The organism is Promicromonospora sp. NPDC060271, assembly GCF_042726755.1.
GTDB lineage: Bacteria > Actinomycetota > Actinomycetes > Actinomycetales > Cellulomonadaceae > Promicromonospora.
Genome location: NZ_JBHXBG010000041.1, coordinates 1 through 23,431, shown reverse-complemented (window position 1 = coordinate 23,431; position 23,431 = coordinate 1). Strand labels below are relative to the sequence as shown.

Here is a 23,431-nt window from a genome sequence, read left to right as displayed (position 1 = left end):
GGGCGGATGCGGATCGGGAGCGTTGAGGACCTGTTCGACGAGCTGGACCGGGTGGTGGCCGAGAGCCGCCGCGGGGACGTGACGAAGGACGCCGCCGACTACTGGACCGCCATGCTCACCCGCGAGGGGCATCCGCTCAGCTCCCGCCTCCCGGACGAACCGCTCGTCGACTGGCACGGCCGCGGCCTGCTGGGCGACCTCGAGGGCGCGCGGGTGCTCGACGTCGGCTGCGGCAACGGGCGCAACGGTGCGTGGCTCGCGGAGCAGGGGGCCGACGTCGTCGGGGTGGACCTGGCCGCACCCCTGCTCGACGCCGTCCGGCCCGACCTCCCCGCGTCGATGACCGTGACCGCCCTCGACGTGCTGCGCGACCCGCTGCCGGCCGGGCCGTTCGACGTCGTCCACGACTCCGGATGCTTTCATCACCTGGCGCCGCACCGGCGCATCACCTACCGCGAGCGGATCCTGCCGCTGCTCGCACCCGGCGGGCGCTACGCCGTGGTGGCATTCGCCCAGGAGACCCAGCCGAGCCCGCCCGACCGCGAGGTGCTGACGAGCGGTGACCTCGGCGGCGGGATGTCGTTCCTGCTCGAGGACCTGGAGCGGATCTTCGCGCCGCTGCGCGCCGTCGAGGTGCGCCGGGTGCGTGACGACGTCCCGGGAACCTTCGGGGCGAACTTCCTGAACGCGGGGCTGTTCAGGGCGTGACGGCGGCTCGGGGTGGGACGGCGGCCGAAGGCGCCGCCTGACAGGCCCGCCTATGCGGCCAGCTCGGCGTACAGGCGTTCCCGGAGCTCGACGAGCTGCTCGGCCGACTCGTCCGGGCCGATCCCGTCCGTGTAGACCGTTGCGGCGGCCACCTCGGCGGCCAGCGGGTCGGCCACCCACTCGGCGATCCAGTCGTGGCCCTCGATGATCCAGTCCTTCCCGCGGCTCGCCATCGCCCGCTCGCGCAGCACCGCCACGGAACGCACCGGGTCGGGGCTGGGCACCAGGTGGATGACGTCGGGGACCGGCGCCAGCGCCCGGCGCACCTGGTCGGCGTACTCGGGCCTGGTGAAGCTGGTGTAGCCGGCGCCGAAGGCGAGGACCGTCTCCGGGTGGTCCGGCACGGCGCGCTCCACCGCGTGCGCACGGGCGGGCTCCCACTCCCGTTCCGCGGCCTCCCAGCCGACCGCCTCGTCGCGTTCGAGGAGCCGGTCCAGGTCCCAGCCCACCTCGGCGCAGTAGGACCAGGCGATGTCGTCGAGGTCGACGAACGGCTGCCCGAGGCGCTGCGCGACGAGTGCGCCGAGCGTGGACTTCCCGGCCGCGAGCGGGCCTACGAGGATCATGGACGACGCTCCCTGGTGGACGGGCGAAATGTCGCCCATTATCGCCCACCACGCCCGCGCAGTTCTTCGTGCGGTACGAGCGGGTCGCTCGGTCATGAGACGACCTCGGTCAAGGTGCGCAAGTGGCTCGACTGGCTCGTAACAGCCGGTCAACGGGTGATCTCTCCTGGTCAGAGGCTTGTGCGGCGACACAGTAGTGCCAGGATGAGGTCGTGTTCGATGCCCAAGGAGTAGCCGATCTCTTCGTCGCGGTGGCGACGGTCGCAGCGGCGGTGTTCGCCGGCTGGCAGGTTCGCGAGCTGGTCCGGCAGCAGCGCGAGGTAGAGCGTCTGGAGACACAGGCTGTCTCGGTGATGTGGGAGCCGACGATCGCGCCACACAAGCCGGACGCTGACGGGTCCGCGGTGTGGGTCCTCGAGATCACGCTGACGAACCCCGGCCGGATGCCCATCGACAATATTCACTGCGTGCTCCACTTCGACCGTCCCGCGCGCCGGCTGCGTCATGACGGGACCGCTGACGAGCCGTCCATGTCTCTGGACCTTGTGCAGGCGGTTCTTCTGGGCGGGGCGAGCCGTTCCTGGACGCGCACCATTCGAGCTCGGTTCGACGCCGAGGTCTGGCTCACCCGGGCGATGCGGGCGACAGTGTCTTTCGACGACATGCATGGAAGACCGCAGACGACGTCGTGGCCACGCAGGAGGGCGCGCCGCCCAGATCTCGTTGCCGACTGAGCCCTGTCGCGGTGGCTGTCGTCACCACCGTCGGTCGGGAGCCGGCTTTGATTCGGCCGGCGCCGGGCGGTGGTGGTCGAGGTAGTTCTGCGTGGTGGTGAGGCTGGTCAGGTCGGGCATGCGGTCGAGGTAGACGAGACCGTCGAGGTGGTCGATCTCGTGCTGGACGACGCGGGCGGTGTAGCCCGTGAACTCCTTGGTGACGGTCTCGCCTGCCGTGGTGGTGCAGCGCACGGTGATGCGTTCGGCCCGGGGCGTCAGGCCCAGGTAGCCGGGCACGCTGAAACAGCCTTCCCAGTCGAGCGTCGTCGCCTCGGAGCGTTCGACGACGACGGGGTTGAGCAGGTGGATCAGGCCGGTCTCGGGCCGGTCGGGGAAGACGTCGGTCCTGCGCACCTCGACGATCGCGGCCCTGACCGAGACGCCGATCTGCGGTGCGGCGAGGCCCGCGCCGTTGAGCGCGCGGAGGCGGGTGACGAGCGTCGCGAGCAGGTCTTGGGCGTCGGCCGCGTCGATGGTCGCGGTGGGCGCCTTGAGTCGCGGGTCGCCGAGCGTCACGACGTCGTCGGTGACTTCCTCTGTCCAGTTGTCGCTGCGGGGCAGGGTCATGGGCTGTCGACTCCTTCGGTCGGGAGGCCGGCCGCCGAACGGACGAGTTCGGCGACCGCCAGGGATCGGCTGCTGGCAGGCCAGGCGAGCACCGTGGTGATCTCCGGTGCGTCGACGACGGGCACGGCCACGTGCTCGGGCCACTGCCAGGCACGGCTGGAGGCGGGGATCACGAGCAAAGCCTTGCCGAGGGCTACGAGCTGAGCGAGCTGCGACTGGGTGCGCACCTCGGGTCCGGGTCCGTCCGGGTAGGTTCCGTCGAGCCGGGGCCAGCGGGCGATCGGCAGGTCCGGTACGGCGGAGACGTCGGCCAGCGCGAGGTGGGGGCGGGTGGCGAGCGGATGCCGTGCGGGGACTATTGCCACCTGGCCCTCGGTGCGGAGATCCTCCGTGTCGAATCCGGCGAGGTCGTCGACCGGGCGATGCATGAGCGCGACGTCGGCACTTCCGTTCCTGAGCAGGCCTGCCTGCTCGCCGACCTCGCAGAGGAGCACCTCGACCGGCGTCGCACTGGGTCGGCTCGCGGCCGCGTCGAGGAGCTGCTGCAGCAGCTCGTGGGAGGCGCCCGCCTTGGTCGCGAGCACCAGCCGGTGCTTCGGTTCCCCGGCACGCTGCGTCCGGCGCGCAGCGGCCTCCACCGCGTCGAGGGCCGCTCGGCCCTCCCGGAGCAGCACGCGGCCGACGTCGGTCAGTGCCACGCCCCGGCGGTCTCGGTCGAGGAGCTGGACGCCGAGCCGCTGCTCCAGCTGGCGGATCGCCCGGGAGAGCGGCGGTTGCGCGATCCCGAGCCGCTCGGCTGCCCGGCCGAAGTGCAGTTCCTCGGCGACGGCGACGAAGTACCGAAGCTCACGGGTCTCAAGATCGCGCACCTTCGCAGGCTACCGCCTGATACTTGGTGGGTATCACAGGGCACCGAGACAGTCTTGGACGCGAAGCGTGCCGCTCGCGCAGCATGGCTCGTGTGAACAACACGAAGACCGCGCTGGTCACCGGCGCGAACAAGGGCATCGGCTTCGCCATCGCGCAGGGCCTCGGGGCGATCGGTTTCAACGTGGTGGTGGGGGCACGCGACGACCTGAGGCGCAAGGAGGCAGTGGAGCGCCTCTGTGCAGCGGGCGTCGACGCGTTCGGCGTCGCCCTCGATGTCACCTCCGACGACAGTGTCGCCGGGGCGGCGGAGGCGATAGAGCGGAAGGCCGGGCGGCTGGACGTGCTCATCAACAACGCGGGCATCGGCGGCCGGACCGACGGCGGTGCGCAAAACCCGACGTCGCTCGACCTCGACGTCGTCCGTACCGTCCTCGAGACGAACGTGCTCGGCGTGGTCCGGGTGACGAACGCGATGCTCCCGCTGCTGCGTCGCGCCAGCTCGCCGCGGATTGTCAACATGTCGAGCAACATGGGCTCGCTGACCCTGCAGACCGGTCCTGTGCTCGCCGCGTACGCGCCGTCGAAGTCGATGCTCAACAGCGTGACCGCCCAGTACGCGCGCGAGCTCGCCCAGACTGCCATCATCGTGAACGCGGCCTGCCCTGGTTATGTGGCGACCGAGTTCACGGGCTTCAGCGGGTCGCGGACGCCGGAGCAGGGGGCCGCGATCGCCGTCCGGCTCGCGACCCTGCCGGACGACGGTCCGCGCGGCGGGTTCTTCGACGACGCGGGGGTCGTGCCTTGGTGAGCTCTGGCTAGGGATCGACGTCGAAAAAGGTCTCCGGCCGCCCGAGGAACCTCTTCCACAGGGCGACCGACTCCAGCTCTCCCCAGGTGCGCTCCGCGATGCCGTCCTCGGTCATCTCGAGGATCTGTGCTCCGGGCAGCGCGGCGACCATCGGCGAGTGCGTCGCGTAGATGATCTGCGTCGCGTGCTCGTCCGCGACGTCCTGCAGCCGGTACAAGAGCTGGAGCGTGGACGCGAACGACAGCGGCCCCTCGGCCTCGTCCAGGAGGTAGAGGCCCGGCCCGTCGAACCGTCCCAGGATCGCCTGGAGGTAGGACTCGCCGTGGCTGACCTCCCAGGACGGCTTGTCACCGTACCCGGGCATCCCGGCGCCGGTCATGTACTCGAGCATCCCGAACGCGGTCTCCGCCCGCAGGTAGAAACCCTTCGCGTTGCGGTGGGTCATCCCCGAACCGGCACGGGTACGGTCCAGCATGATCGCCTCGCCCAGCGGGCTCTTCTCCAGCGCGCTGGCGTACCTCCGGCCGCCGTGCCCGCCGCGGACGTCGAGCCCGTAGCCCTCGGCGATCGCCTCCAGCAGGGTGGACTTGCCGCTGCCGTTGGCACCAACGAGGACCACGATGCTGCTGTTCAGGCGGACGCCCTGAGCGGCGAGGTCACCGATGGCGGGTACGGTCCACGGCCATGCGCCGTCCTCGACGGCGGCGGGCTTGACGCGGACTCGCTCGATCAGCACGAGGTCAGCGTAACGAGAACCGGCTCGCCTCCAGCAGCACGTCGACCAGTCGTTCGGCGGCGTCCGGGCGGCCGTGCTCGCGGGCGGCCTTGGCCATCCGCTCGCGCCGTCCGGCGTCGGAGATCAGGGGCCTGAGCGCCGCCCGGAGGTCCCTCTCGTGGACCTCGCCCTCCAGGGTGATGGCCGCTCCCACGTCCTGGAGCCGGTGGGCGTTGTGCGACTGCTCGTTCCCGGCCGCCGAGGCGAGCGGGATCAGGACCGAAGGCTTGCCGAGCGCGGTCAGCTCCGCGACGGTGCCGGCTCCGCTGCGGGAGACGACGACGTCGGCGAGGGCGAGCACGTCCGGCAGCTCCGCGCCGACGAACCCCAGGACGCGGTAGCGGGCGGCCTGCTCGGCGGGGAGGGTGGCGGTGCGCTCGAACATGTCCTGGAGGTTGTTCGGTCCGCACTGGTGGATCACGTTCGCGTGCTGAAGGAGCCAGGGCAGCGCCTCGGTGACGACCGTGTTGATCTGGACGGCACCCTGCGCCCCGCCCGTCACGTACAGGACCGGTAGGTCCGGGTCGAACGAGTCCAGGCCCAGCGCGTCGACGGCCTTGAGCGGCTCCCCGGACAGCACCTCGGCACGGACCGGGTTACCGGTCACGACGGCGTGCTCGCGCACCCCCTCCGGCAGCAGCTCGATGGTGGACGGCGAGGACACCGCCACCCGCGTGGCCCGCTTGGCCAGCAGCCGGTTGGCGAGCCCGAGCCGCACCGTCTGCTCGTGCACCACGAGCGGACGGCGGAGCAGGCCCGCCGCGATCCCGATCGGGACCGCGACGTAGCCGCCGGTGGACAGGATCACGTCCGGCTTGAAGTCCGCCACGATCGACCTGGCCTGCGCGACGCCGAGCGGCACGCGCGCCATGTCCTTCATGTTCGCCGCCGTCAGCATGCCCAGCGGGTTGCTCGACCGGCGGAGCTTGCCCGTGGCGACCGGCACGAACCGGATGCCCTCCGCCTCGGTCACCTTGGCCTCCAGCCCGTCGGGGGAGCCCGCCCACAGGACACTGACCGCTGTGCCCGTCTCGGCGAGCCTGGCCTGGAGGGCGCGGAGCGTCGTCAGCGCCGGATAGGTGTGTCCGCCGGTCCCTCCACCGGTGACGAGCAGCCGGAACTCGCGTGGGTGTGAACTCACGTAACTCTCCCAGGACGGCGTGGGTGGGGGCGCGGGTCAACTGTAGGCGATTTGTGACGGTCCGAGGGTTCGCTGCTGTGGTCCGGTCAGGAGGTCCGGTCAGGACAGCTTGATCTGGTCGAGCTCGATCGAGACGATGACGGGATCGGCCAGCTTGTGACCGTTCTCGTCGGTGAGGTGGACCGAGCGCCTGGTCGGGAAGACGAAGCCGTCGAACTCCTGGTGGTCCCAGCTGTAGTGCGCCGAGTCCCGTTCGCTCGGGCCGAGGACGTCGGGCCAGTAGTCGTGCCGCCGGATCAGGCCGGCGTCGTCGATGTAGTACGTCTGCACGCGGGAATGGGTCACCAGGCGCTCCGGGAACGTGACCCGCAGGCGGCGCCAGGTCTCGCCGTCCTCCTGCCAGGGTTCCAGCTCGGCGAACTCGAAGCCCGGCTCGGTGAACGTGAACGGCTCGGTCAGGTAGTTCCACATCGCGTAACCGCTGAAGTAGGCGGCGTGCAGGCGGTCCCACGGGGTGTCGAGCACGTGGCCGGCGAATGCCGCCGCGGGCTTCCGGCGCTCCTCGACGACATCGCCGCCGGTGGTCTCCACGGCCACCCGGTCCGGGGCGAACGAGCTGCGCAGCCCCGCACCGCCGTACGGCGTGTGGCTGGCGAACTGGCGGCGCAGCTCGATCGTGGCGGTGTAGTCGTCGAGCACGCCGTCCTGGCCCTTGATGTTCCACAGCGCGCCGCCGTTGCGGACGTGGGCCGTGAGCGTGGTGAACGAACGCCACCGTTCGACGTCGCCGTGCGCGGCGATCACGATGTTCTGCAGCTCGGTCATGAGAGTGCCTTTCGGGGTTGGGGTGGGATGTGTATGACTGGTCGTCTCGTTATGGGCGGACGGAAGCCGCGCTCGTCCGGTCGTGGCCTCAGCGCAGGAGCAGGGCCACCATCCGCTCGAAGGTCCGGACCGATTCGTTGGAGGACGTCGCCTTGGACTTCACGGCGCCGCCTTCCCAGGCGTTGACGATGAACTCGGCGAGATCGCCGGACGGGATGTCCGACGTGAGCTCGCCCGCGGCCTTCGCCTCGTCGATCACCGTGGCGAGCGTCGCGGTCCAGAGCCGCAGGAAGTCGCCGATCGCGGAGGCGACCGTTGCGCTGTGCGCCGGGACCTCGCCGGCGAGGTTGGCCATGAGGCAGCCCTTCTCGGCGGCGACCGTCAGTCCGGAAGCCATGAGGCCGGCCAGGTGCCGATCGATCCGCTCGCGCGGTGTCCCCGATCCGGCGTCCGCCAGGGCTGCCAGCCCGAAGCTGTCTCCGTATCGGCGCAGGGCGTCGAGCGCCAGCGCCTCCTTGCTCGCGAAGTGGTTGTAGAACGTGCCCTTCGGCGCGCCTACCGCGCTCATCAGGTCCTGGACGCTCGTTCCGTTGTACCCCTTGAGGTGGAACTGTTCGAGCGCCGCGTCTGCGATGCGCCTCTTCGTGTCGAGCGAGCCTGCTGTCTTGGTTCGTGCCATGGCGGACCTCCTGGAACCAATATGACCAGTCGTCTCGTTATTGTCAACCGGGCGGGCGGCCGGCGGCGGGTGCGCTGCTGTGAGCAGAAGTGCCGCCGTCCGACGAGGGCTTGGTCCTACGCTCAGGTATGACCCAAACCGCTCCGCCCCAGCGCCCAGGGCGCGACGGGGTGCCCGAAGGGCCAGGCACGCCGCCGACGTCGACGCCGACGCCGACGAGACGAGAGCCGCTGCTGCGGCACATGCTCGGTGAACGCCTCCGGCACCTGCGGCACCTGCGCGGCGAGACGCTGGACCAGACGGCCCGCCGCGCCGGGATCTCACCGCAGTACCTGTCGGAGATCGAGCGGGGCGTCAAGGAGCCGTCGAGCGAGATGATCGCGGCCATCACCGGCGCGCTGGACGTCACGCTCGTCGACCTGGTCGCCGCCGTCGCCGACCGCCTGGTCGTCGTCCGCGACACCACGCGGCAGCCGACCTGCCAGGCGGCGTTCGCGCTCGCGGCGTGATGCCCGGGCCGGTCAGGCCCGGGCACCCGGTACGTCACCGCTCGTCGATCACGTGGTCCAGGAGGCCGTACTCGCGCGCCGCGCCGGCCGTGAAGATACGGTCGCGGTCGGTGTCGGCACGGAGCGTCTCGACGCTCTGACCCGTGTGCTTCGAGAGCGCTACCTCCATGTCCGCGCGGATCCGGACCACCTCGTCGGCCTGCAGGATCAGATCAGGGATCGCACCCCGGCCCTGCGCGGCGGGCTGGTGCAGGATGACCCGCGCGTGCGGCAGCGCCGCCCGTCGTCCCTCCGCCCCGGCGGCCAGCAGCACTGCGCCGACGGCGACCGCCTGCCCGACGCACGTGGTCGCCACCTTGGGCCGGATGTAGCGCATGGTGTCGTAGATGGCCATCCCGGCGCTCGGGTCGCCGCCCTCGCAGTTGACGTAGAGCTGGATCTCGCCGTCCGGGTTGCTCGACTCCAGATGGATCAGCTGGGCGATCAGGGCGTTGGCGACGCCGGCGTCGATGGCGGTGCCGAGGTAGATGATCCGCTCGCTGAGAAGCTGGGAGTAGACGTCCATGATCCGCTCGCCCCGTGGGTGCGACGCGATGACGTTCGGGATGGTGTAGCTGCTCATCGTGCGTCCCCCTCGGCTACGGCGGTGAATCCGGTGCGCTGACGATCACGTGGCCTGATGCCCTCGAAGCCCCGCACGATCGTGTCGATGAAGCCGAAGTCGAGCGCCTCCTCGGCCGTGTACCAGTGGTCGTGCAGCGAGTCGTCGAAGATCCGCTCGACCGGCTGGCCGGTGTCCTCGGAGATCAGCCGCAGCACCGTGTCGCGCGTGTGCCGCAGGTCGTCCGCCTGCAGCTCGATGTCGACGGCGGTGCCGGCGATCCCCGCGGAACCCTGGTGCATCAGGACCCGTGAGTTCGGCAGCGCACGGCGTTTTCCCCTGGTGCCCGCCGAGAGCAGGAACTGTCCCGCGCTGTAGGCGATACCCAGCACGAGCGTCGAGACGTCGTTGGGGATGGTGCGCATGATGTCGCGGATCGCCAGCATCGCGGGTACCGACCCGCCCGGGGAGTGGATCCACAGGTCGATGTCGGTGGCCGAGTCCTCGGTGGCCAGCGCGATCAGCTGTGTCATCAGGAGCGTGCCGTTGTCGTCGTCCAACGGCCCGTCCAGGACGAGGACGCGTCGCTCGTACAGCTCGCGTCGTGAGCTCTCGCCGAACATCGGCGGCTTCGGTGCATCAGTCATGACCTCACCGTGCACCCCGCGACAGGCTTGATGGGGCCGGATCTGCCGTGAGCAGCCCTGCTCTCAGCAGCGCTGCTCAGGGCAGCGCTGCTCAGGGCAGCGCTGCGGAGAACAGCGGCGGGATCAGATCCAGCCGCGCTCCTCCGCGAGGAACACCGCCTGCTGCCGGGAGTCCACCGCCAGCTTGCCCAGCACGGCGGAGATGTGGTTGCGCACGGTGCCGGGCGCGAGGGAGAGGGTGCGGGCGATCTGGCCGGTCGTCTCGCCGCGCCGGCCCGCGCGCAGGACGTCGAGCTCGCGATCGGTCAGCGGGGAGCGTTCGTCGCTGAGCGCGTCGGCGGCGATCTCCGGGTCGACGTAGCGCCCACCGGCCGCGACGCGGCGGATCACCGCCGCCACCTCGTCCGCGGAGCGGGACTTCGGCAGGAATCCGGCGGCCCCCGAGGCCAGCGCCCGCCGCAGGACGCCGGGCCGGGCGTGGCGGGTGACGATCACGCAGCGCGTGGCCAGGCTCCGGTTGAGCTGCTCGGTGACCTGGACGCCGTCCAGGCCCGGCATCTCCAGGTCGAGCAGGCACACGTCGGGCGCGAGGCGCTGGGCCGCGGCGACCGCCTCGGCGCCGTCGGCGCACTCCGCGACGACCTCGATGTCCGGTTCCAGGCGGAGCAGGGCGGCCAGCGCGGAGCGGATCATGCCCTCGTCGTCGGCGAGCAGCACACGGATCATCCGGCAACCTTCTTCCCGGCGGTGTCTTCGGCAGGAGCCTCGGCGGGGGCCTCGGCAGGGGCTTCGGCGGGGACCGTGACGACCACGGTGAACGTGCGGTCCGCGCGGTGCACCTCGAGGTTCCCGGCCGCCTCGGACGCTCGGCGCGCGATCCCGTCCAGTCCCGCGCCGTCGGTGTTCTCGGGTGCGTCGGTGCCGACGTCGTTGGCGATCTCGTAGCGCCACGACCCGTCCGTTCGGGTCAGGGACAGGCGCGCCCACCTGCCGCCGCCGTGGCGCAGCACGTTCGTCGTCGTCTCGCGGATGACCGGCCCGAGCGCGGACGCCGGGGCCAGCGACGCGTCCGGGGCCACCGTGGCCTCGACCTTGGTCCCCGCGGCCCGGAGCAGGTCGACGGCGTTGGCGAGCTCGTCGCTCAGTGGCACGGAGCGGAAGCGGGTGGCCAGGTCGCGGGTGCCCTGCCTGGCGTCGTCGACGCTGGCGCGTGCCGCGCGAAGCTGCTCCATGCCCGCGTCCGGGTCGCGGGGCATGAGCCGTTCGGCGAGCTCGAGCTGCAGGGCGATGACCTGGAGGTGGTGGCCCTGCAGGTCATGCACGTCGGTGGCCAGCCGCAGCCGCTCCTGGGTCGCGGCGAGCTTCGCCTCCGAGGTGCGGGCCCGGTCGAGCGCGACCAGCACGTCCCACCACCACAGCGACGAGACCGTGACGGGCGGGAGCAGGATGGCGAAGGCGGCGAGCTGGATGCCGTTCGCGCTGTCGCCCTCCCCGGCGACGAGGCGGAAGTCGATCACCGACAGGGCGACGAGCAGGGCGGTCGCGGCCAGCACCATGCGGAGGCGTACGCCCGGCGGCCAGTTCAGCAGCATGAGTGCCTGGACCAGCGGCAGGACGCCCGCCACCCACTGCCCGGTGGCGATCCCGGCCACGAGCCCGAAGACCGCCGCGGTCACGAACGACGCCAGGTGGTGCCGCCAGACCACGAGCGGCGCATCGGCCGTCCGACGCCGGTACTCGAGCAACGGATGCAGCGTCGCGAGCCACCACAGCAGCGCGCTCACGCAGACGGCGGCGACCAGCGCGCCACCGAAGCCGGCGTCGACGACGGTGGCCACCGCGAACACGACGATCGCCAGCTCGAAGGACACGACGCTCGAGGCGACGTACCACCAGGTCACGCTGATGCTCCGCGTGAGCCGTAGCGCGCTGCGGGCCTCCACTGCCGCCGTGACGGCCGCGGACTCGGGCTGGCTGCTCATCCGCTCAGGCTACGGCCATGACACATGTCATGGAGGCGGCGTGCGAAGGGCCCGGGAAGCGGTGACAGCCGGGCACTTCTGGGCCGCGCGCCCGACCGGTGGACTGGGTTCAGGACGGGGGAGACCCCCCCGCAGCCCACACCGACAGGAGCACACCATGAGCCTCATCGAAATCCTCCAGGACCTCGTCGGGAAGGTGCCCGACCTGCTCCAGCCGGTCATCGTCGCGGCCGCCGGAGCGATCCCCTTCATCGAGGGTGAGGGCGGGGTCGCGATCGGCATCATCGGCGGTATTCACCCCGTCGTCGCAGCGGTCGCGGCGGCCGTCGGCAACTTCCTCTGCGTGGCCGCGCTGGTGCTGCTCAGCTCCGGTGCCCGCGACGCCGTCGTGACGCGGCACCGGGCGAAGGCCGCCGCACGCGCCGGGGCACCCGCCGGTGGTGAGACCGTCCTGATGACCGCGCCCGCCGTGGACGGCTCGCGGAGCGCCACGCGCAAGGCCAAGTTCCAGCGCGCGTACGAGCGCTACGGCGTCCCGGGCGTGAGCCTGCTCGGCCCGCTCCTGCTGCCAACGCACTTCACGGCCACCATGCTCGCCGCCTCGGGCGTCGGCAAGACCCGCATCCTGATCTGGCAGGCCGTCGCGATCATCGCGTGGACCACGCTCACCGCGCTCATCATCAGCGGTGTCATCAACGCCGTCGGCTGAGGGCGGAGCTGGTCACGCCGGGCTCCGGCGGCGCGACGGCGGCCTGAGGCCTCACCGCGCGCCCAGCCTCCGGCTGACCTCCTGCGCGGCGCGGGTCGCCTGCTCGGCGAGGCCGGCCCGTGCGTCGTCGTCGTACGCATCGGAGCGGAAGGTCACCGCAAGGCCCGCCACCGGTCGCCCCGTGTGGTCGACGACCGCGGCCGCTACGGAGGCGAACCCGGCCGTCACCTCGCCGTCCTCCACCGCGAAACCCCGCTCGCGCGCGGAACGCAGCACCGTCCGCAGCTCGCGGAGCGTGCGCGGGCCGGCGCTGGTCAGGTCGGTGAACGACCCCGGCGTCGGGTAGAGGGCCCGCACCTGCGCCGGGGGCAGCAGCGCGAGCACGGCCCGGCCGCTGGCGGTGAGGTGGCTGGGGAGGTGGACGTCGACGTCGGTCACGAGGGGCGGGCGGCCCGCCGCCCGCTGTTCCACCAGGTAGAGGACCTCCCTGCCGTTCAGGACGGCGAGGTGCCCGTTCTCGCCCGCCGCCTCCACGAGGCGGGCGACGACCGGCGCCGCCAGGCGCGTGAGCGGCGCCTGCCGGGTGTACGCGCTGCCCAGGCCGAGGGCGGCCACGCCAAGGCCGTAGCGGCGCTCGTCGGGGAAGTGCCGCACGAACCCCTCGTCCCGCAGCACGGACAGCAGGTGGTAGACGCTGGAGCGCGGCACCCCGATGCCGTGCGCGATGGCGCCGGCGGGCACGGGCCCGGGCTGCGCCGCGAGGAACGAGAGCAGCCGCGCGGTGCTCCGCGCAGCGGGAACGGCACTGCTCCCGGCCACGGCTTCCTCCTGAGGGGGCGGATGATCGGCAGTCCGTCAGGTGATCGGCAATCCGGGCTGCCGATCACCTGACAGACTGCCGACCACATTGGTGTCTCGTATCCCAGACCCTATCTCCCCTCTCCGGCGGGTCGGGCGGAGATCCGCGAGGTTTTATGGGCGCATGAGCACCCTGCACGACGCGGCACCGACGCCCGGCACCCGCGTGGCCGGTCTGGACCTGCCCCAGCACGTGATCCTCGACGGCACGCCGCTGACGATCGACCAGGTGGTCGCCGTCGCCCGCCACGGCGCGTCCGTCGAGATCCACGAGTCCGCGCTCGCCCGGATGGCGCGAAATCGCGGCGTCATCGACGACCTGGCGCACGACGCCGTGCCGCACTACGGCGTCTCCACCGGCTTCGGGGCGCTGGCCCGTAGGCACATCCCGACGCAGATGCGCGCGCAGCTCCAGCTCAGCCTCGTGCGGTCGCATGCGGCCGGGTCCGGGCCGGAGGTCGAGACCGAGGTGGTGCGGGCGCTGCAGCTCCTGCGGCTCGCCACGCTGGTCACCGGCCACACGGGGGCGCGGCCCGTGACGGCGCGGACCTACGCCGCGATGCTCAACGCCGGGATCACGCCCGTGGTGCACGAGTACGGGTCGCTCGGCTGTTCGGGAGACCTCGCGCCGCTCGCACACGTCGCGCTCGCCGCGATGGGGGAGGGCCAGGTGCACGACACCGAGGGCGGGCTGGTCGATGCCGCCGACGCGCTGCGCGACGCCGGCATCGCGCCCCTCTCGCTCGCCGAGAAGGAGGGCCTGGCCCTCATCAACGGCACCGACGGGATGCTCGGCATGCTCTGCCTGGCCGTCCACGACCTGCGGCGTCTCCTGACGACGGCGGACGTCGCCGCGTCGCTCAGCGTCGAGGCGCTCCTCGGGTCGGACGCACCGTTCGCCGAGGACCTGATCGGTATGCGCCCGCACCCGGGCCAGGCGGCATCGGCGTCCAACCTGCGCCGGATCCTGGCGGGCTCGCCGCTGATGGCGAGCCACCGCGAGCTGGACGACGCCGGGAACCCCGCGTGCACGCGCGTCCAGGACGCCTACTCCCTGCGCTGCGCACCCCAGGTGCACGGCGCCGCGCGCGACACCCTGGAGCACGCGGCCACGGTCGCGGGCCGGGAGCTGGCCTCCGCCATCGACAACCCGGTGGTCACGACCGACGGGCGCGTGGAGTCCAACGGCAACTTCCACGGGGCGCCCGTCGCGTACGTGCTCGACTTCCTCGCCATCGCGGCCGCCGACCTGGCCAGCATGAGCGAGCGGCGCACCGACCGGTTCCTCGACGTCTCCCGGTCCGAGGGGCTGCCCGCGTTCCTCGCGCACGACCCCGGCGTCGACTCCGGGCACATGATCGCCCAGTACACGGCAGCCGGGATCGTCTCGGAGCTGAAGCGCCTCGCCGCACCGGCGAGCGTGGACTCGATCCCGAGCTCCGCCATGCAGGAGGACCACGTGTCCATGGGCTGGGCGGGCGCGCGCAAGCTCCGCCGGTCCGTCGACGGCCTCACCCGCGTGCTGGCCATCGAGATCCTGACGGCCACGCGCGCCCTCGACCTGCGCACCGAGGCCCCCGCGGCGGGCACCGGCGCGGTGCGCGACGCCGTCCGCGCCGGCGTGCCCGGTCCCGGACCGGACCGCTATCTCGCGCCGGAGATCGAGCACGTGGTCCAGCTCGTCGCGACGGGCCAGATCACGGCGGCCGCGACGTCCGCCGTCGGGCAGCTCGACTGACACCTCGACCGATACCGAACTGGAGCAGACCATGAACCAGCCGTACGACCGGGGTACCCCCGTCGCCGTCCGCGCGCCGCGCGGCACCACCCTGACCGCCCGGAGCTGGCAGACCGAGGCCCCGCTGCGCATGCTCATGAACAACCTCGACCCCGAGGTGGCCGAGCGGCCCGACGACCTGGTCGTCTACGGCGGCACCGGCCGCGCCGCGCGGGACTGGCCGAGCTACCACGCGATCGTCCGCTCGCTCACGGACCTGCGTGAGGACGAGACGCTGATGGTGCAGTCCGGGCGGCCGGTGGGCGTGCTGCGCACGCACGAGTGGGCGCCGCGCGTGCTCATCGCCAACTCGAACCTCGTGGGGGACTGGGCGACCTGGCCCGAGTTCCGCCGCCTGGAGCAGCTCGGCCTGACCATGTACGGGCAGATGACCGCCGGGTCGTGGATCTACATCGGCACGCAGGGCATCCTCCAGGGCACCTACGAGACGTTCGCCGCCGTCGCCGCGAAGAGGTTCGACGGCACCCTGGCGGGCACCCTCACCCTGACCGGCGGCTGCGGCGGCATGGGCGGCGCCCAGCCGCTGGCCGTCACGCTCAACGGCGGCGTGTGCCTCGTGGTCGACGTCGACCCGGCGCGCCTGCACCGTCGTGTCGAGACCCGTTATCTCGACGTCGTCGCACCGTCGCTGGACGAGGGCGTCACGCTGGCGCTCGCGGCCAAGAAGGAGCGGCGCGCGCTGTCGGTGGGCGTGGTCGGCAACTCGGCCGACGTCGTGCCCGAGCTGCTGCGCCACGGCGTCGAGATCGACATCGTCACGGACCAGACCTCGGCGCACGACCCGCTGTCGTACCTGCCGTCCGGCGTCGCGCTGGAGGACTGGGCCGACCTCGCCGAGAAGGACCCGGCCACGTTCACGGACCGGGCCCGGGAGTCCATGGCCCGGCACGTCGAGGGCATGGTCGGCTTCCAGGACGCGGGCGCCGAGGTGTTCGACTACGGCAACTCGATCCGCGACGAGGCCCGCCAGGGCGGGTACGGGCGGGCGTTCGACTTCCCGGGGTTCGTGCCTGCCTACATCCGCCCGCTGTTCGCGGAGGGCAAGGGCCCGTTCCGCTGGGCCGCGCTGTCCGGGGACCCGAAGGACATCGCCGTGACGGACAGGGCGGTGCTCGACCTCTTCCCCGACAACGACCACCTCGGCCGCTGGATCCGCGCTGCCCAGGACCGGGTCGCCTACCAGGGCCTGCCCGCGCGCATCTGCTGGCTCGGGCACGGCGAGCGCGACATCGCGGGGGTGCGGTTCAACGAGCTCGTCGCGTCGGGCGAGATCTCCGCGCCGCTCGCCATCGGGCGCGACCACCTGGACTCCGGCTCCGTCGCGTCCCCGTACCGGGAGACGGAGTCGATGGCGGACGGCTCCGACGCCATCGCCGACTGGCCCCTGCTGAACGCCCTGATGAACACCGCCTCCGGCGCCACGTGGGTCTCGATCCACCACGGCGGCGGCGTCGGCATGGGGCGGTCGCTGCACTCCGGCCAGGTCTCGGTCGCCGACGGCACGCCGCTGGCCGCCGAGAAGCTGGCCAGGGTGCTCGCCAACGACCCCGCGACCGGCGTGCTGCGGCACGTCGACGCCGGGTACGACGACGCCGTGGTGGCGGCCGAGCGCGGCGGGCTGCGCGTGCCGATGCGGGAGACGCCGTGACGGGTCCTGGTCCTGGCGCGCTCGGTGCGCCGGGCGGGACGAGGTCGGTGGGGCGGCTGCTCGACGCGATCGCCGACGTCGGCCGGGCGCCGTCGGGCGGCTACGAGCGGTTCGCCTGGACGGCGCACGACCTGGCCCTGCGCGAGTGGTTCGCCGCCGAGGCCGACGCGCGGGGCCTGGACGTCGTGACCGACCGCGCCGGGAACCAGTGGGCGTGGTGGGGCGACCCGGACGCCGACGGACCCGGCGTCGTGACGGGCAGCCATCTCGACTCCGTGCCCGGCGGCGGCGCGTTCGACGGCCCGCTCGGGGTGGCGAGCGCCTTCGCGGCGCTCGACGCCCTGCGCGCGGCGGGTGTGCGCCCGGAGCGGCCGCTTGGGATCGTGAACTTCTCCGACGAGGAGGGCGCCCGGTTCGGGCTCGCCTGCCTCGGCTCGCGGGCCGTGACCGGGACCGTGGGCGCGGACCGGCTGCTCGCGCTGCGCGACGGCGCCGGGGACAGCCTCGCGGACGTGCTGGGGCGGGTCCCGACAGGTTGTGTGTCGCTGGAGCACTACGGGCGCGACGACGAAGCCCTCGCGCGGGTCGGCGTCTTCGTCGAGCTGCACGTGGAACAGGGGCGCTACCTCGCCGACCTGCCCGCGGACGAGGCCGCACCGGTCGCCGTCGGCGCCGCCATCTGGCCGCACGGCCGCTGGCGCGTCGACCTCGCGGGCGAGGCGAACCACGCCGGCACGACGCCGCTCGCCCACCGCCACGACCCGATGCTCGACCTCGCGCGGCTCATCACCGACGTCCGCGCGGCCGCCGAGCACGCCGGTGCGCTCGCGACGCTGGCCAAGGTCCAGGTGGAGCCGAACGGCGTCAACGCGATCCCGTCCCGGGTCCGCGCCTGGATCGACGCCCGCGCGGAGACGGAGGATGCTGTCCGCACGGTCCTGGCCGCTCTCGCGGGACCGCTCGACGCGCCGGACCTCGGGCCGGCCGGGGGCTGGAGCCCTGTCGAGGAGTCGTGGACGCCCGCCACCGTGTTCGACCCGGCGCTCGCGGCGCGGCTCGCCGACGTCGTCGGACGGCCGGGCTCCGGCCTGCCCGCACCCGTGATCGGGACCGGCGCCGGGCACGACGCCGGGATCTTCGCCGCCGCCGGTGTGCCGACGGCGATGCTGTTCGTGCGCAACCCCACGGGGGTCTCGCACTCGCCGGCTGAGCTCGCGGAGCAGGCCGACTGCGACGCGGGCGTGGTTGCCCTCACGGCGGTCCTCGCGGATCTGCTCACGGAACCGCGAGATCGGCAGAACGTCAGGTGGTCGGCAGCCCGGAATGCCGATCACCTGACGTCTTACCGATCATCCGGCGATGGTGGCGCCGCCGCGGGGGAGGGGCGATGAGCTTCTGGTGCGAGCGGGCCTGGGTACCCGGCGACGGCGGAGCGCCCGCGAGCGTCGTCGAGGGTGTGCGGGTCGAGGTCGACAGGGGGCGGATCGTCGGCGTCGAGCGCGGGGTCACGGCGTCGGGCGGCGACGTGCGGCTGGGCGGCGTCGTGCTGCCCGGGCTGGCCGACGCGCACTCGCACGCGTTCCACCGCGCCCTGCGCGGGCGGACGCACGCCGACGGCGGCTCCTTCTGGACCTGGCGGGAGGGCATGTACGCCCTGGCCACGACCCTGACCCCGGAGCTGTACGAGCGGCTGGCGCGCGCCGTGTACGCGGAGCTGGCACTCGGCGGGACCACCGCCGTCGGCGAGTTCCACTACGTGCACCACCGCGCCGACGGGACGCCGTACCCGGCGTCCGAGGGCGGCCCGAACGCCATGGCCGAGGCCCTGCGCTCCGCGGCCCGGGACGCCGGGGTGCACCTCACCCTGCTCGACACCTGCTACCTGCACGGCGGCCTCGGCCCCGACGGCCATGAGCCGCTCGCGCCCGAGCAGCGGCGCTTCGGCGACGGCGCGGTCGCGGCGTGGGCGCGCCGGGTCGACGCGCTCCGCGCCGCCTGGGCCGACGACGACCGCGTGCTCGTCGGCGCCGCCGCCCACTCGGTGCGCGCCGTCACGCCGCCGGAGCTCGCCGAGCTGGCGCGCTGGGCCCGGCAGGCCGGGGCGCCGCTGCACGTGCACCTGTCCGAGCAGCCCGGGGAGAACGAGGCCGCGCTCGGGGCCTTCGGCGTCACGCCCACCCGCCTGCTGCACGACGCCGGAGCGCTCGGCCCCGGCACCACCGCCGTGCACGCGGTCCACCTGACCGACGACGACGTGACCCTGCTCGGCGCCTCCGGCACGGGCGTCTGCCTCTGCCCGACGACGGAGCGCGACCTCGCCGACGGCATCGCTCCAGGGCTGCGGCTGCTGCGGGCGGGCAGCCCGCTGTCGGTCGGCACCGACCAGCACGTCGGCGCCGACGTGCTCGCCGAGGCACGCGGCGTCGAGGAGCACGAACGCCTCGCGACGGGGCTGCGGGGCTCGTTCCCGCCCGCGACGCTGACCGAGCTGGCGACGTCCGCCGGGCACGCCGCACTCGGCAGGCCGGACGCCGGGCGGATCGCCGTCGGGGCGCCCGCCGACCTGGTGGCGGTCCGACTGGACACCGTGCGCACAGCGGGGACCGACCCGGCCCAGGTCGCGCTGGTCGCGGGCGTCGGCGACGTGTCGGACGTCGTGGCGGGCGGCGAGGTGGTGGTGCGTGGCGGCGAGCACCGGGCCGGAGACGTCGGGCGCATGCTCGCCGACGCGATCGAGGAGGTCTGGGCGCTGGCCGGCCGGGACCTGACACAGGGGAGCGAAGCATGAGCGTGGTGCTGACGAACATCGGCGAGCTGGTCACCAACGACCCGGGGCTCGGGGGCGGGCTCGGGATCGTGACGGGCGCCGCCGTCGTCGTGGACGACGGCCGGATCGCCTGGACGGGGCCCGCCGCGTCGGCGCCCGCGGCCGACGTCGCGGTCGACCTCGGCGGGCGGTGCGTCATCCCCGGCTTCGTCGACTCCCACTCGCACACCGTGTTCGCGGGCGACCGGTCCGCCGAGTTCGCCGCGCGGATGACCGGCGAGCCGTACACGGGCGGCGGCATCGCCACCACCGTCGCCGCCACCCGCGCGGCCGGCGAGGACACCCTGCGGGCGCGCGCCCAGGCCCTGGTCCGGGAGATGCTCGCGCAGGGCACCACCACCGTCGAGATCAAGAGCGGCTACGGCCAGGACGTCGCCACCGAGGCCCGGACGCTGCGGATCGCCCGGGAGCTCACGCCGGAGACGACCTACCTCGGCGCCCACACCGTCCCCGCCGAGTACGCCGACGACCGCCCCGGCTACCTCAGCCTCGTGACCGGGCCGATGCTCGCCGCCTGCGCGCCCCATGCCCGCTGGGTCGACGTGTTCTGCGAGCCCGCCGCACCCACCGCGTTCGACGAGGACGAGTCCCGGGTTGTGCTGCGCGCAGGCCTCCGGGCGGGGCTCGGCGCCCGCGTGCACGGCAACCAGCTCTCGGCGGGCCCCGGCGTCCGGCTCGCGGTCGAGGTCGGTGCGGCGAGCGTCGACCACTGCACCCACCTGACGGACGCCGACGTCGACGCGCTGGCCGGGTCCTGGTCCGCGGACCCCGGCGGGTCGCGGGGGCCAGGCACCGTCGCGACCCTGCTGCCCGCCGTCGAGTTCTCCACCCGGTCGCCCTACCCGGACGCACGCCGGCTGCTCGCCGCTGGCGTGCCCGTCGCGCTGGCCACGGACTGCAACCCTGGCTCGGGCTACAGCTCGTCGATGCCGTTCGTCGTGGCGCTCGCGGTGCGCGAGATGCGGATGAGCCCCGCCGAGGCCCTCTGGTCGGCGACGGCCGGCGGGGCGGCTGCCCTCCGGCGGGACGACGTCGGCCACCTGGGCGTCGGGGCCCGCGCCGACCTCGCGGTGCTCGATGCCCCAGGCCACACCTACCTGGCCTACCGCCCGGGCGTGCCACTGGTGTCCGAGGTCTGGAAGGACGGCGCCCGCGTGACCCCGAGGTAGTCCTGCGCGGTGCCGGTCAGGTCAGGGCCGGTCAGGGGCGCGTCGAACCCCGCGCCACGAGACGGACGGGGACCACCACGCGCTCGGGCGGGTCGTCGTGGCCCGCCATCCGCCGTTCGAGCAGGCGGATCGCGCTCCGCGCGACCTCGTCGTGGTTCGGGTCGATCGTCGTCAGGCTCGGGGACAGGTACTTCCCGACGTCCAGGTCGTCGAAGCCCACCACCTGGACGTCGTCGGGGACGCCGATCCCGCGGTCGGCCAGCGCGGCCATGGCCCCGAGCGCGACGGTGTCGGTCACCGCGAAGATCCCGTCGACACGCAGGCCCGCCTCGAGGAGGCCACCCAGCACCTCACGTGACTCGCGTGCCGAGTACGTCGTCACGGGGACGACGAGCGCGCTGTCGGCGGGCACGCCCGCGTCGCGGTGCGCCGCCGCCCACCCGGCTCGGCGCAGCGAGGCCATGCCAGACGTCTCGTCCGGCGCGCCGCCGAGCACGAGGATCCTGCGTGCGCCCCGGGCGAGCATGTGCGCGGTGGCGAGCCGTGCGCCCTCCTCGTTCGCGAGCCCGACGTGATCGAACCGCGCGGGGACCTCTCGTTCGCCGAGGAGCACGATCGGGGCCCTGGTCCTGACGCTCTCCAGCCGCTCGCGGTCGAGCCCGGCCACCGAGAGGACCACGCCGTCGTACATCTGCAGGCGTCCGACGCTCAACGACTCGATCTCGCTCTCGGGCCGCGCACCGGTGCGCTCGAGGACGAGGTGCCGGCCGCTCGCCTCCACGATGGGCGCGATCCGGTCCGCTACCGCGCTGAAGTAGTCGTGGAAGCTCGGCACGATCAGGGCGATCGTGTCGGTGCGGCCGGACCGCAGGTGTCGCGCCGTGAGGTTGACCTCGTACCCGAGCTTCTCGATCGCGTTCATGACCCGCTCACGCGTGGGCGCGACGACGCGGCGGTGGCCGTTGAGCACGTTCGACACGGTCATCATCGAGACGCCCGCCTCGCGGGCGACGTCGCTCATCGTGACCATCTGCTGCCACCTCCCGGGCTGGACGAGGGGGTTGACGAGCGCCCCGGCCTGCCCTAGTTTAACGCTAAAATTCGGCAGTAGAAAACGGTTTCGGTCGAGGGTGGCCGGCGCATGTGACACCCGGGTAACGACGCTCGGGCTCAGTTCTCAATGAGGAGAGACATGACTCGTGACATGAGATCCCGACGAGCAGGCCGGCGCATGACTGCGGTCGTCGGCGCGGTGGCCCTGCTCGCCCTGGCGGCGTGCAGCGCGAACGGCGGCGGGGACGGCGAGGTCGACGGCCTCGAGCAGACCGCAGGCTCCATGGAGACGTTCGAGGCGGACCAGCAGTTCAAGGCCACCGAGCCGGTGAGCTTCTCCATGCTCTGGACGGACTGGCCCGAGTCCCCGATCAAGGACTCCTGGCGGCTCTTCGACGAGATCGAGGAGCGGACGAACGTCTCCCTCGACCTGACCAACATCCCGTTCAGCGACGCGGTGGAGAAGCGCAGCCTCCTGCTCAGCGCCGGTGACGCTCCGTACATCATCCCGCTCGTCTACACGGGCGACGAGCGGAGCTTCGCGGCGTCGGGCGCCGTGCTGCCGCTCAGCGACTACGAGGAGTACATGCCCAACTTCCAGAAGTACGTGGAGGAGTGGGACCTGCGCCCGATGATCGACAACCTGCGCCAGGCGGACGGCAAGTACTACATGATGCCCGGCCTGCAGGAGGTCTCGGTCCCGGTCTTCACGCTCCTGCTGCGCAAGGACGTGTTCGACGAGGTCGGCGCGCCCATCCCGCAGACGTGGGACGAGCTCCGGACGGGACTGGAGAAGATCAAGGCCAAGTACCCCGACAGCTACCCGCTGGCCGACGGCTTCGAGGGCCAGTCGATGCTCAACTACGCCTCGCACGCCTTCGGGACCAGGGCGGGCTGGGGCTTCGGCGACGGCACGTTCTACGACAAGGAGGCGGGCGAGTTCGTCTACGCAGGCACGTCGGACGGCTACCGGGACATGGTCGAGTACTTCCGCGGCCTGGTGGACGACGGGCTGCTGGACCCCGAGTCGTTCACCGCCACCAACGACGGCGCCGGGACGGTCACCGAGAAGTTCGCCGGCGAAAAGGTCTTCGCGGCCTCCGGCTCGAACGGCACGGTGCAGGAGTTCTCGACGGCCCTGGACGAGACCGTCGGCAAGGGCAACCACGAGGTCGTCCAGATCGCCCCGCTGGGCGGCGAGGCCGGCCAGGTCGTCGAGCCGCGCAACTTCTGGCACGGCTTCATGGTCAACGCCGAGGCCAAGGACGACCCGCACTTCATCGCCATGCTGCAGTTCCTGGACTGGCTGTACTACAACCCCGACGCCCGCGAGATGCTGCAATGGGGCGTCGAGGGCGAGACCTACACCAAGTCCGACGACGGGAAGTTCACGCTCGAGCCCGGCTACTCGCTCGACTCGTTCAACATCAACTTCGGAGCGGGCACGGACATCGAGAAGGACCTGGGCTTCGCGTCGCAGGTCCTCGCGGGTGGCACCGAGTCCAGGGCCCTCAAGGAGTCGTACAACTCGCCGCAGTTCGTGGAGTACATCGACTCGGTGCTCTCGACGAGGACGCCGCGCGAGCCGTTCCCGCCCGCGCCGCTGAACGAGGCGGAGCTCGAGCAGGCCTCGCTCCTGACGACGACGCTCACGGACACCGTCAACACGAACACGCTGAAGTTCATCCTCGGCGAGCGTGACCTCAGCGAGTGGGACGCGTACGTCGCCGAGCTCGAGGGCCAGAACCTGCAGGGCTACCTGGACCTCGTCAACGGCGCCCACAAGCGCTTCGCCGAGAGCAACGGATAGTGGTCGCCGACACGGTGGTCGGCCGTCGGCCCGCGGTCGGCCGAC

Annotated in this window: 24 protein-coding genes; 11 read left to right on the top strand and 13 right to left on the bottom strand. The window is 72.6% G+C overall.

Annotation, left to right across the window (positions count from 1 at the left end; genetic code table 11):
* The first annotated feature begins 6 nt into the window (after positions 1–6).
* Positions 7–708 carry a class I SAM-dependent methyltransferase gene (locus ACFWE2_RS08915; RefSeq protein WP_377223859.1) on the top strand — a complete coding sequence of 234 codons (702 nt, stop codon included), beginning with the start codon at positions 7–9 and terminating at the stop codon, positions 706–708.
* Positions 709–758: 50 nt separating this feature from the next.
* On the opposite strand, the gene ACFWE2_RS08910 is transcribed toward ACFWE2_RS08915, so the two are convergent.
* Positions 759–1,334 carry a shikimate kinase gene (locus tag ACFWE2_RS08910; protein WP_377223858.1) on the bottom strand — a complete coding sequence of 192 codons (576 nt, stop codon included), beginning with the start codon at positions 1,332–1,334 and terminating at the stop codon, positions 759–761.
* 212 nt (positions 1,335–1,546) lie between these two features.
* On the opposite strand from ACFWE2_RS08910, the gene ACFWE2_RS08905 reads away from it, so the two are divergent.
* The gene (locus tag ACFWE2_RS08905; protein ID WP_377223857.1) at positions 1,547–2,068 is read left to right on the top strand and encodes a hypothetical protein; all 522 of its coding nucleotides are present in this window, start codon (positions 1,547–1,549) and stop codon (positions 2,066–2,068) included.
* Positions 2,069–2,089: 21 nt separating this feature from the next.
* Here ACFWE2_RS08905 and def read toward each other — a convergent pair whose 3' ends face one another.
* Together def and ACFWE2_RS08895 are read right to left on the bottom strand one after the other, a co-directional pair.
* A complete protein-coding gene (def, locus tag ACFWE2_RS08900; RefSeq protein WP_377223856.1) occupies positions 2,090–2,677 on the bottom strand; it encodes a peptide deformylase in 588 nt (195 codons plus the stop codon).
* The gene (locus ACFWE2_RS08895; protein ID WP_377223855.1) at positions 2,674–3,546 is read right to left on the bottom strand and encodes a LysR family transcriptional regulator; all 873 of its coding nucleotides are present in this window, start codon (positions 3,544–3,546) and stop codon (positions 2,674–2,676) included. Before ACFWE2_RS08895 ends, def begins: the two co-directional genes overlap by 4 nt.
* Positions 3,547–3,638: 92 nt before the next feature.
* Here ACFWE2_RS08895 and ACFWE2_RS08890 point away from each other — a divergent pair, with 92 nt between their 5' ends.
* The gene (locus ACFWE2_RS08890; RefSeq protein WP_377223854.1) at positions 3,639–4,355 is read left to right on the top strand and encodes an SDR family oxidoreductase; all 717 of its coding nucleotides are present in this window, start codon (positions 3,639–3,641) and stop codon (positions 4,353–4,355) included.
* Between the two features lie 7 nt (positions 4,356–4,362).
* Here ACFWE2_RS08890 and ACFWE2_RS08885 read toward each other — a convergent pair whose 3' ends face one another.
* The 4 genes from ACFWE2_RS08885 to ACFWE2_RS08870 form a co-directional block, all read right to left on the bottom strand.
* Positions 4,363–5,091, bottom strand: coding sequence for an ATP-binding cassette domain-containing protein (locus tag ACFWE2_RS08885; protein ID WP_377223853.1), 729 nt, complete (start codon positions 5,089–5,091; stop codon positions 4,363–4,365).
* Between the two features lie 4 nt (positions 5,092–5,095).
* Positions 5,096–6,271, bottom strand: a complete 1,176-nt coding sequence (locus ACFWE2_RS08880) for a glycosyltransferase (protein ID WP_377223852.1) — start codon at positions 6,269–6,271, stop codon at positions 5,096–5,098.
* A 99-nt stretch (positions 6,272–6,370) separates the two neighbouring features.
* Complete coding sequence (locus ACFWE2_RS08875) at positions 6,371–7,096, bottom strand: hypothetical protein (RefSeq protein ID WP_377223851.1); 726 nt, start codon at positions 7,094–7,096, stop codon at positions 6,371–6,373.
* Positions 7,097–7,184: 88 nt separating this feature from the next.
* Positions 7,185–7,775: a TetR/AcrR family transcriptional regulator gene (locus tag ACFWE2_RS08870; RefSeq protein ID WP_377223850.1), complete on the bottom strand. Its 591-nt coding sequence runs from the start codon at positions 7,773–7,775 to the stop codon at positions 7,185–7,187.
* Between the two features lie 128 nt (positions 7,776–7,903).
* On the opposite strand from ACFWE2_RS08870, the gene ACFWE2_RS08865 reads away from it, so the two are divergent.
* On the top strand, positions 7,904–8,284 hold the full coding sequence (locus ACFWE2_RS08865; protein ID WP_377223849.1) for a helix-turn-helix domain-containing protein: 381 nt from the start codon (positions 7,904–7,906) through the stop codon (positions 8,282–8,284).
* Positions 8,285–8,318: 34 nt separating this feature from the next.
* Here the strand turns inward: ACFWE2_RS08865 and ACFWE2_RS08860 are convergent, their stop codons facing one another.
* The 4 genes from ACFWE2_RS08860 to ACFWE2_RS08845 all read right to left on the bottom strand — a co-directional run bounded on the left by ACFWE2_RS08860 (position 8,319) and on the right by ACFWE2_RS08845 (position 11,514).
* Entirely contained in the window at positions 8,319–8,906 is a 588-nt protein-coding gene (locus tag ACFWE2_RS08860) for a ClpP family protease (protein ID WP_377223848.1), read from the bottom strand.
* The gene (locus ACFWE2_RS08855; protein WP_377223847.1) at positions 8,903–9,532 is read right to left on the bottom strand and encodes a ClpP family protease; all 630 of its coding nucleotides are present in this window, start codon (positions 9,530–9,532) and stop codon (positions 8,903–8,905) included. Before ACFWE2_RS08855 ends, ACFWE2_RS08860 begins: the two co-directional genes overlap by 4 nt.
* 123 nt (positions 9,533–9,655) lie before the next feature.
* Complete coding sequence (locus ACFWE2_RS08850) at positions 9,656–10,258, bottom strand: response regulator (RefSeq protein ID WP_377223846.1); 603 nt, start codon at positions 10,256–10,258, stop codon at positions 9,656–9,658.
* Positions 10,255–11,514: a sensor histidine kinase gene (locus ACFWE2_RS08845; protein WP_377223845.1), complete on the bottom strand. Its 1,260-nt coding sequence runs from the start codon at positions 11,512–11,514 to the stop codon at positions 10,255–10,257. The genes ACFWE2_RS08850 and ACFWE2_RS08845 overlap by 4 nt, the downstream gene beginning before the upstream one ends.
* Positions 11,515–11,671: 157 nt before the next feature.
* Here ACFWE2_RS08845 and ACFWE2_RS08840 point away from each other — a divergent pair, with 157 nt between their 5' ends.
* Positions 11,672–12,223, top strand: coding sequence for a small multidrug efflux protein (locus ACFWE2_RS08840; protein ID WP_377223844.1), 552 nt, complete (start codon positions 11,672–11,674; stop codon positions 12,221–12,223).
* A gap of 51 nt (positions 12,224–12,274) precedes the next feature.
* Here ACFWE2_RS08840 and ACFWE2_RS08835 read toward each other — a convergent pair whose 3' ends face one another.
* A complete protein-coding gene (locus ACFWE2_RS08835; RefSeq protein ID WP_377223843.1) occupies positions 12,275–13,042 on the bottom strand; it encodes an IclR family transcriptional regulator in 768 nt (255 codons plus the stop codon).
* Positions 13,043–13,205: 163 nt separating this feature from the next.
* On the opposite strand from ACFWE2_RS08835, the gene hutH reads away from it, so the two are divergent.
* Genes hutH through hutI form a run of 5 tightly spaced genes read left to right on the top strand, consistent with a single transcriptional unit; the run spans position 13,206 to position 20,523 of the window.
* Complete coding sequence (gene hutH / locus ACFWE2_RS08830) at positions 13,206–14,819, top strand: histidine ammonia-lyase (protein WP_377223842.1); 1,614 nt, start codon at positions 13,206–13,208, stop codon at positions 14,817–14,819.
* 31 nt (positions 14,820–14,850) lie between these two features.
* Positions 14,851–16,527: a urocanate hydratase gene (gene hutU / locus ACFWE2_RS08825; protein WP_377223841.1), complete on the top strand. Its 1,677-nt coding sequence runs from the start codon at positions 14,851–14,853 to the stop codon at positions 16,525–16,527.
* The gene (locus ACFWE2_RS08820) at positions 16,524–17,918 is read left to right on the top strand and encodes an allantoate amidohydrolase (RefSeq protein ID WP_377223840.1); all 1,395 of its coding nucleotides are present in this window, start codon (positions 16,524–16,526) and stop codon (positions 17,916–17,918) included. Before hutU ends, ACFWE2_RS08820 begins: the two co-directional genes overlap by 4 nt.
* The gene (locus tag ACFWE2_RS08815; protein ID WP_377223839.1) at positions 17,915–19,315 is read left to right on the top strand and encodes a formimidoylglutamate deiminase; all 1,401 of its coding nucleotides are present in this window, start codon (positions 17,915–17,917) and stop codon (positions 19,313–19,315) included. Before ACFWE2_RS08820 ends, ACFWE2_RS08815 begins: the two co-directional genes overlap by 4 nt.
* Positions 19,312–20,523, top strand: coding sequence for an imidazolonepropionase (gene hutI / locus ACFWE2_RS08810; protein WP_377223838.1), 1,212 nt, complete (start codon positions 19,312–19,314; stop codon positions 20,521–20,523). Before ACFWE2_RS08815 ends, hutI begins: the two co-directional genes overlap by 4 nt.
* A 31-nt stretch (positions 20,524–20,554) precedes the next feature.
* Here the strand turns inward: hutI and ACFWE2_RS08805 are convergent, their stop codons facing one another.
* Positions 20,555–21,553, bottom strand: coding sequence for a LacI family DNA-binding transcriptional regulator (locus ACFWE2_RS08805; protein WP_377223837.1), 999 nt, complete (start codon positions 21,551–21,553; stop codon positions 20,555–20,557).
* Between the two features lie 201 nt (positions 21,554–21,754).
* Between ACFWE2_RS08805 and ACFWE2_RS08800 the strand changes: the two genes are divergently transcribed.
* Complete coding sequence (locus tag ACFWE2_RS08800; protein WP_377223836.1) at positions 21,755–23,386, top strand: extracellular solute-binding protein; 1,632 nt, start codon at positions 21,755–21,757, stop codon at positions 23,384–23,386.
* The last annotated feature ends 45 nt before the right edge of the window (positions 23,387–23,431 follow it).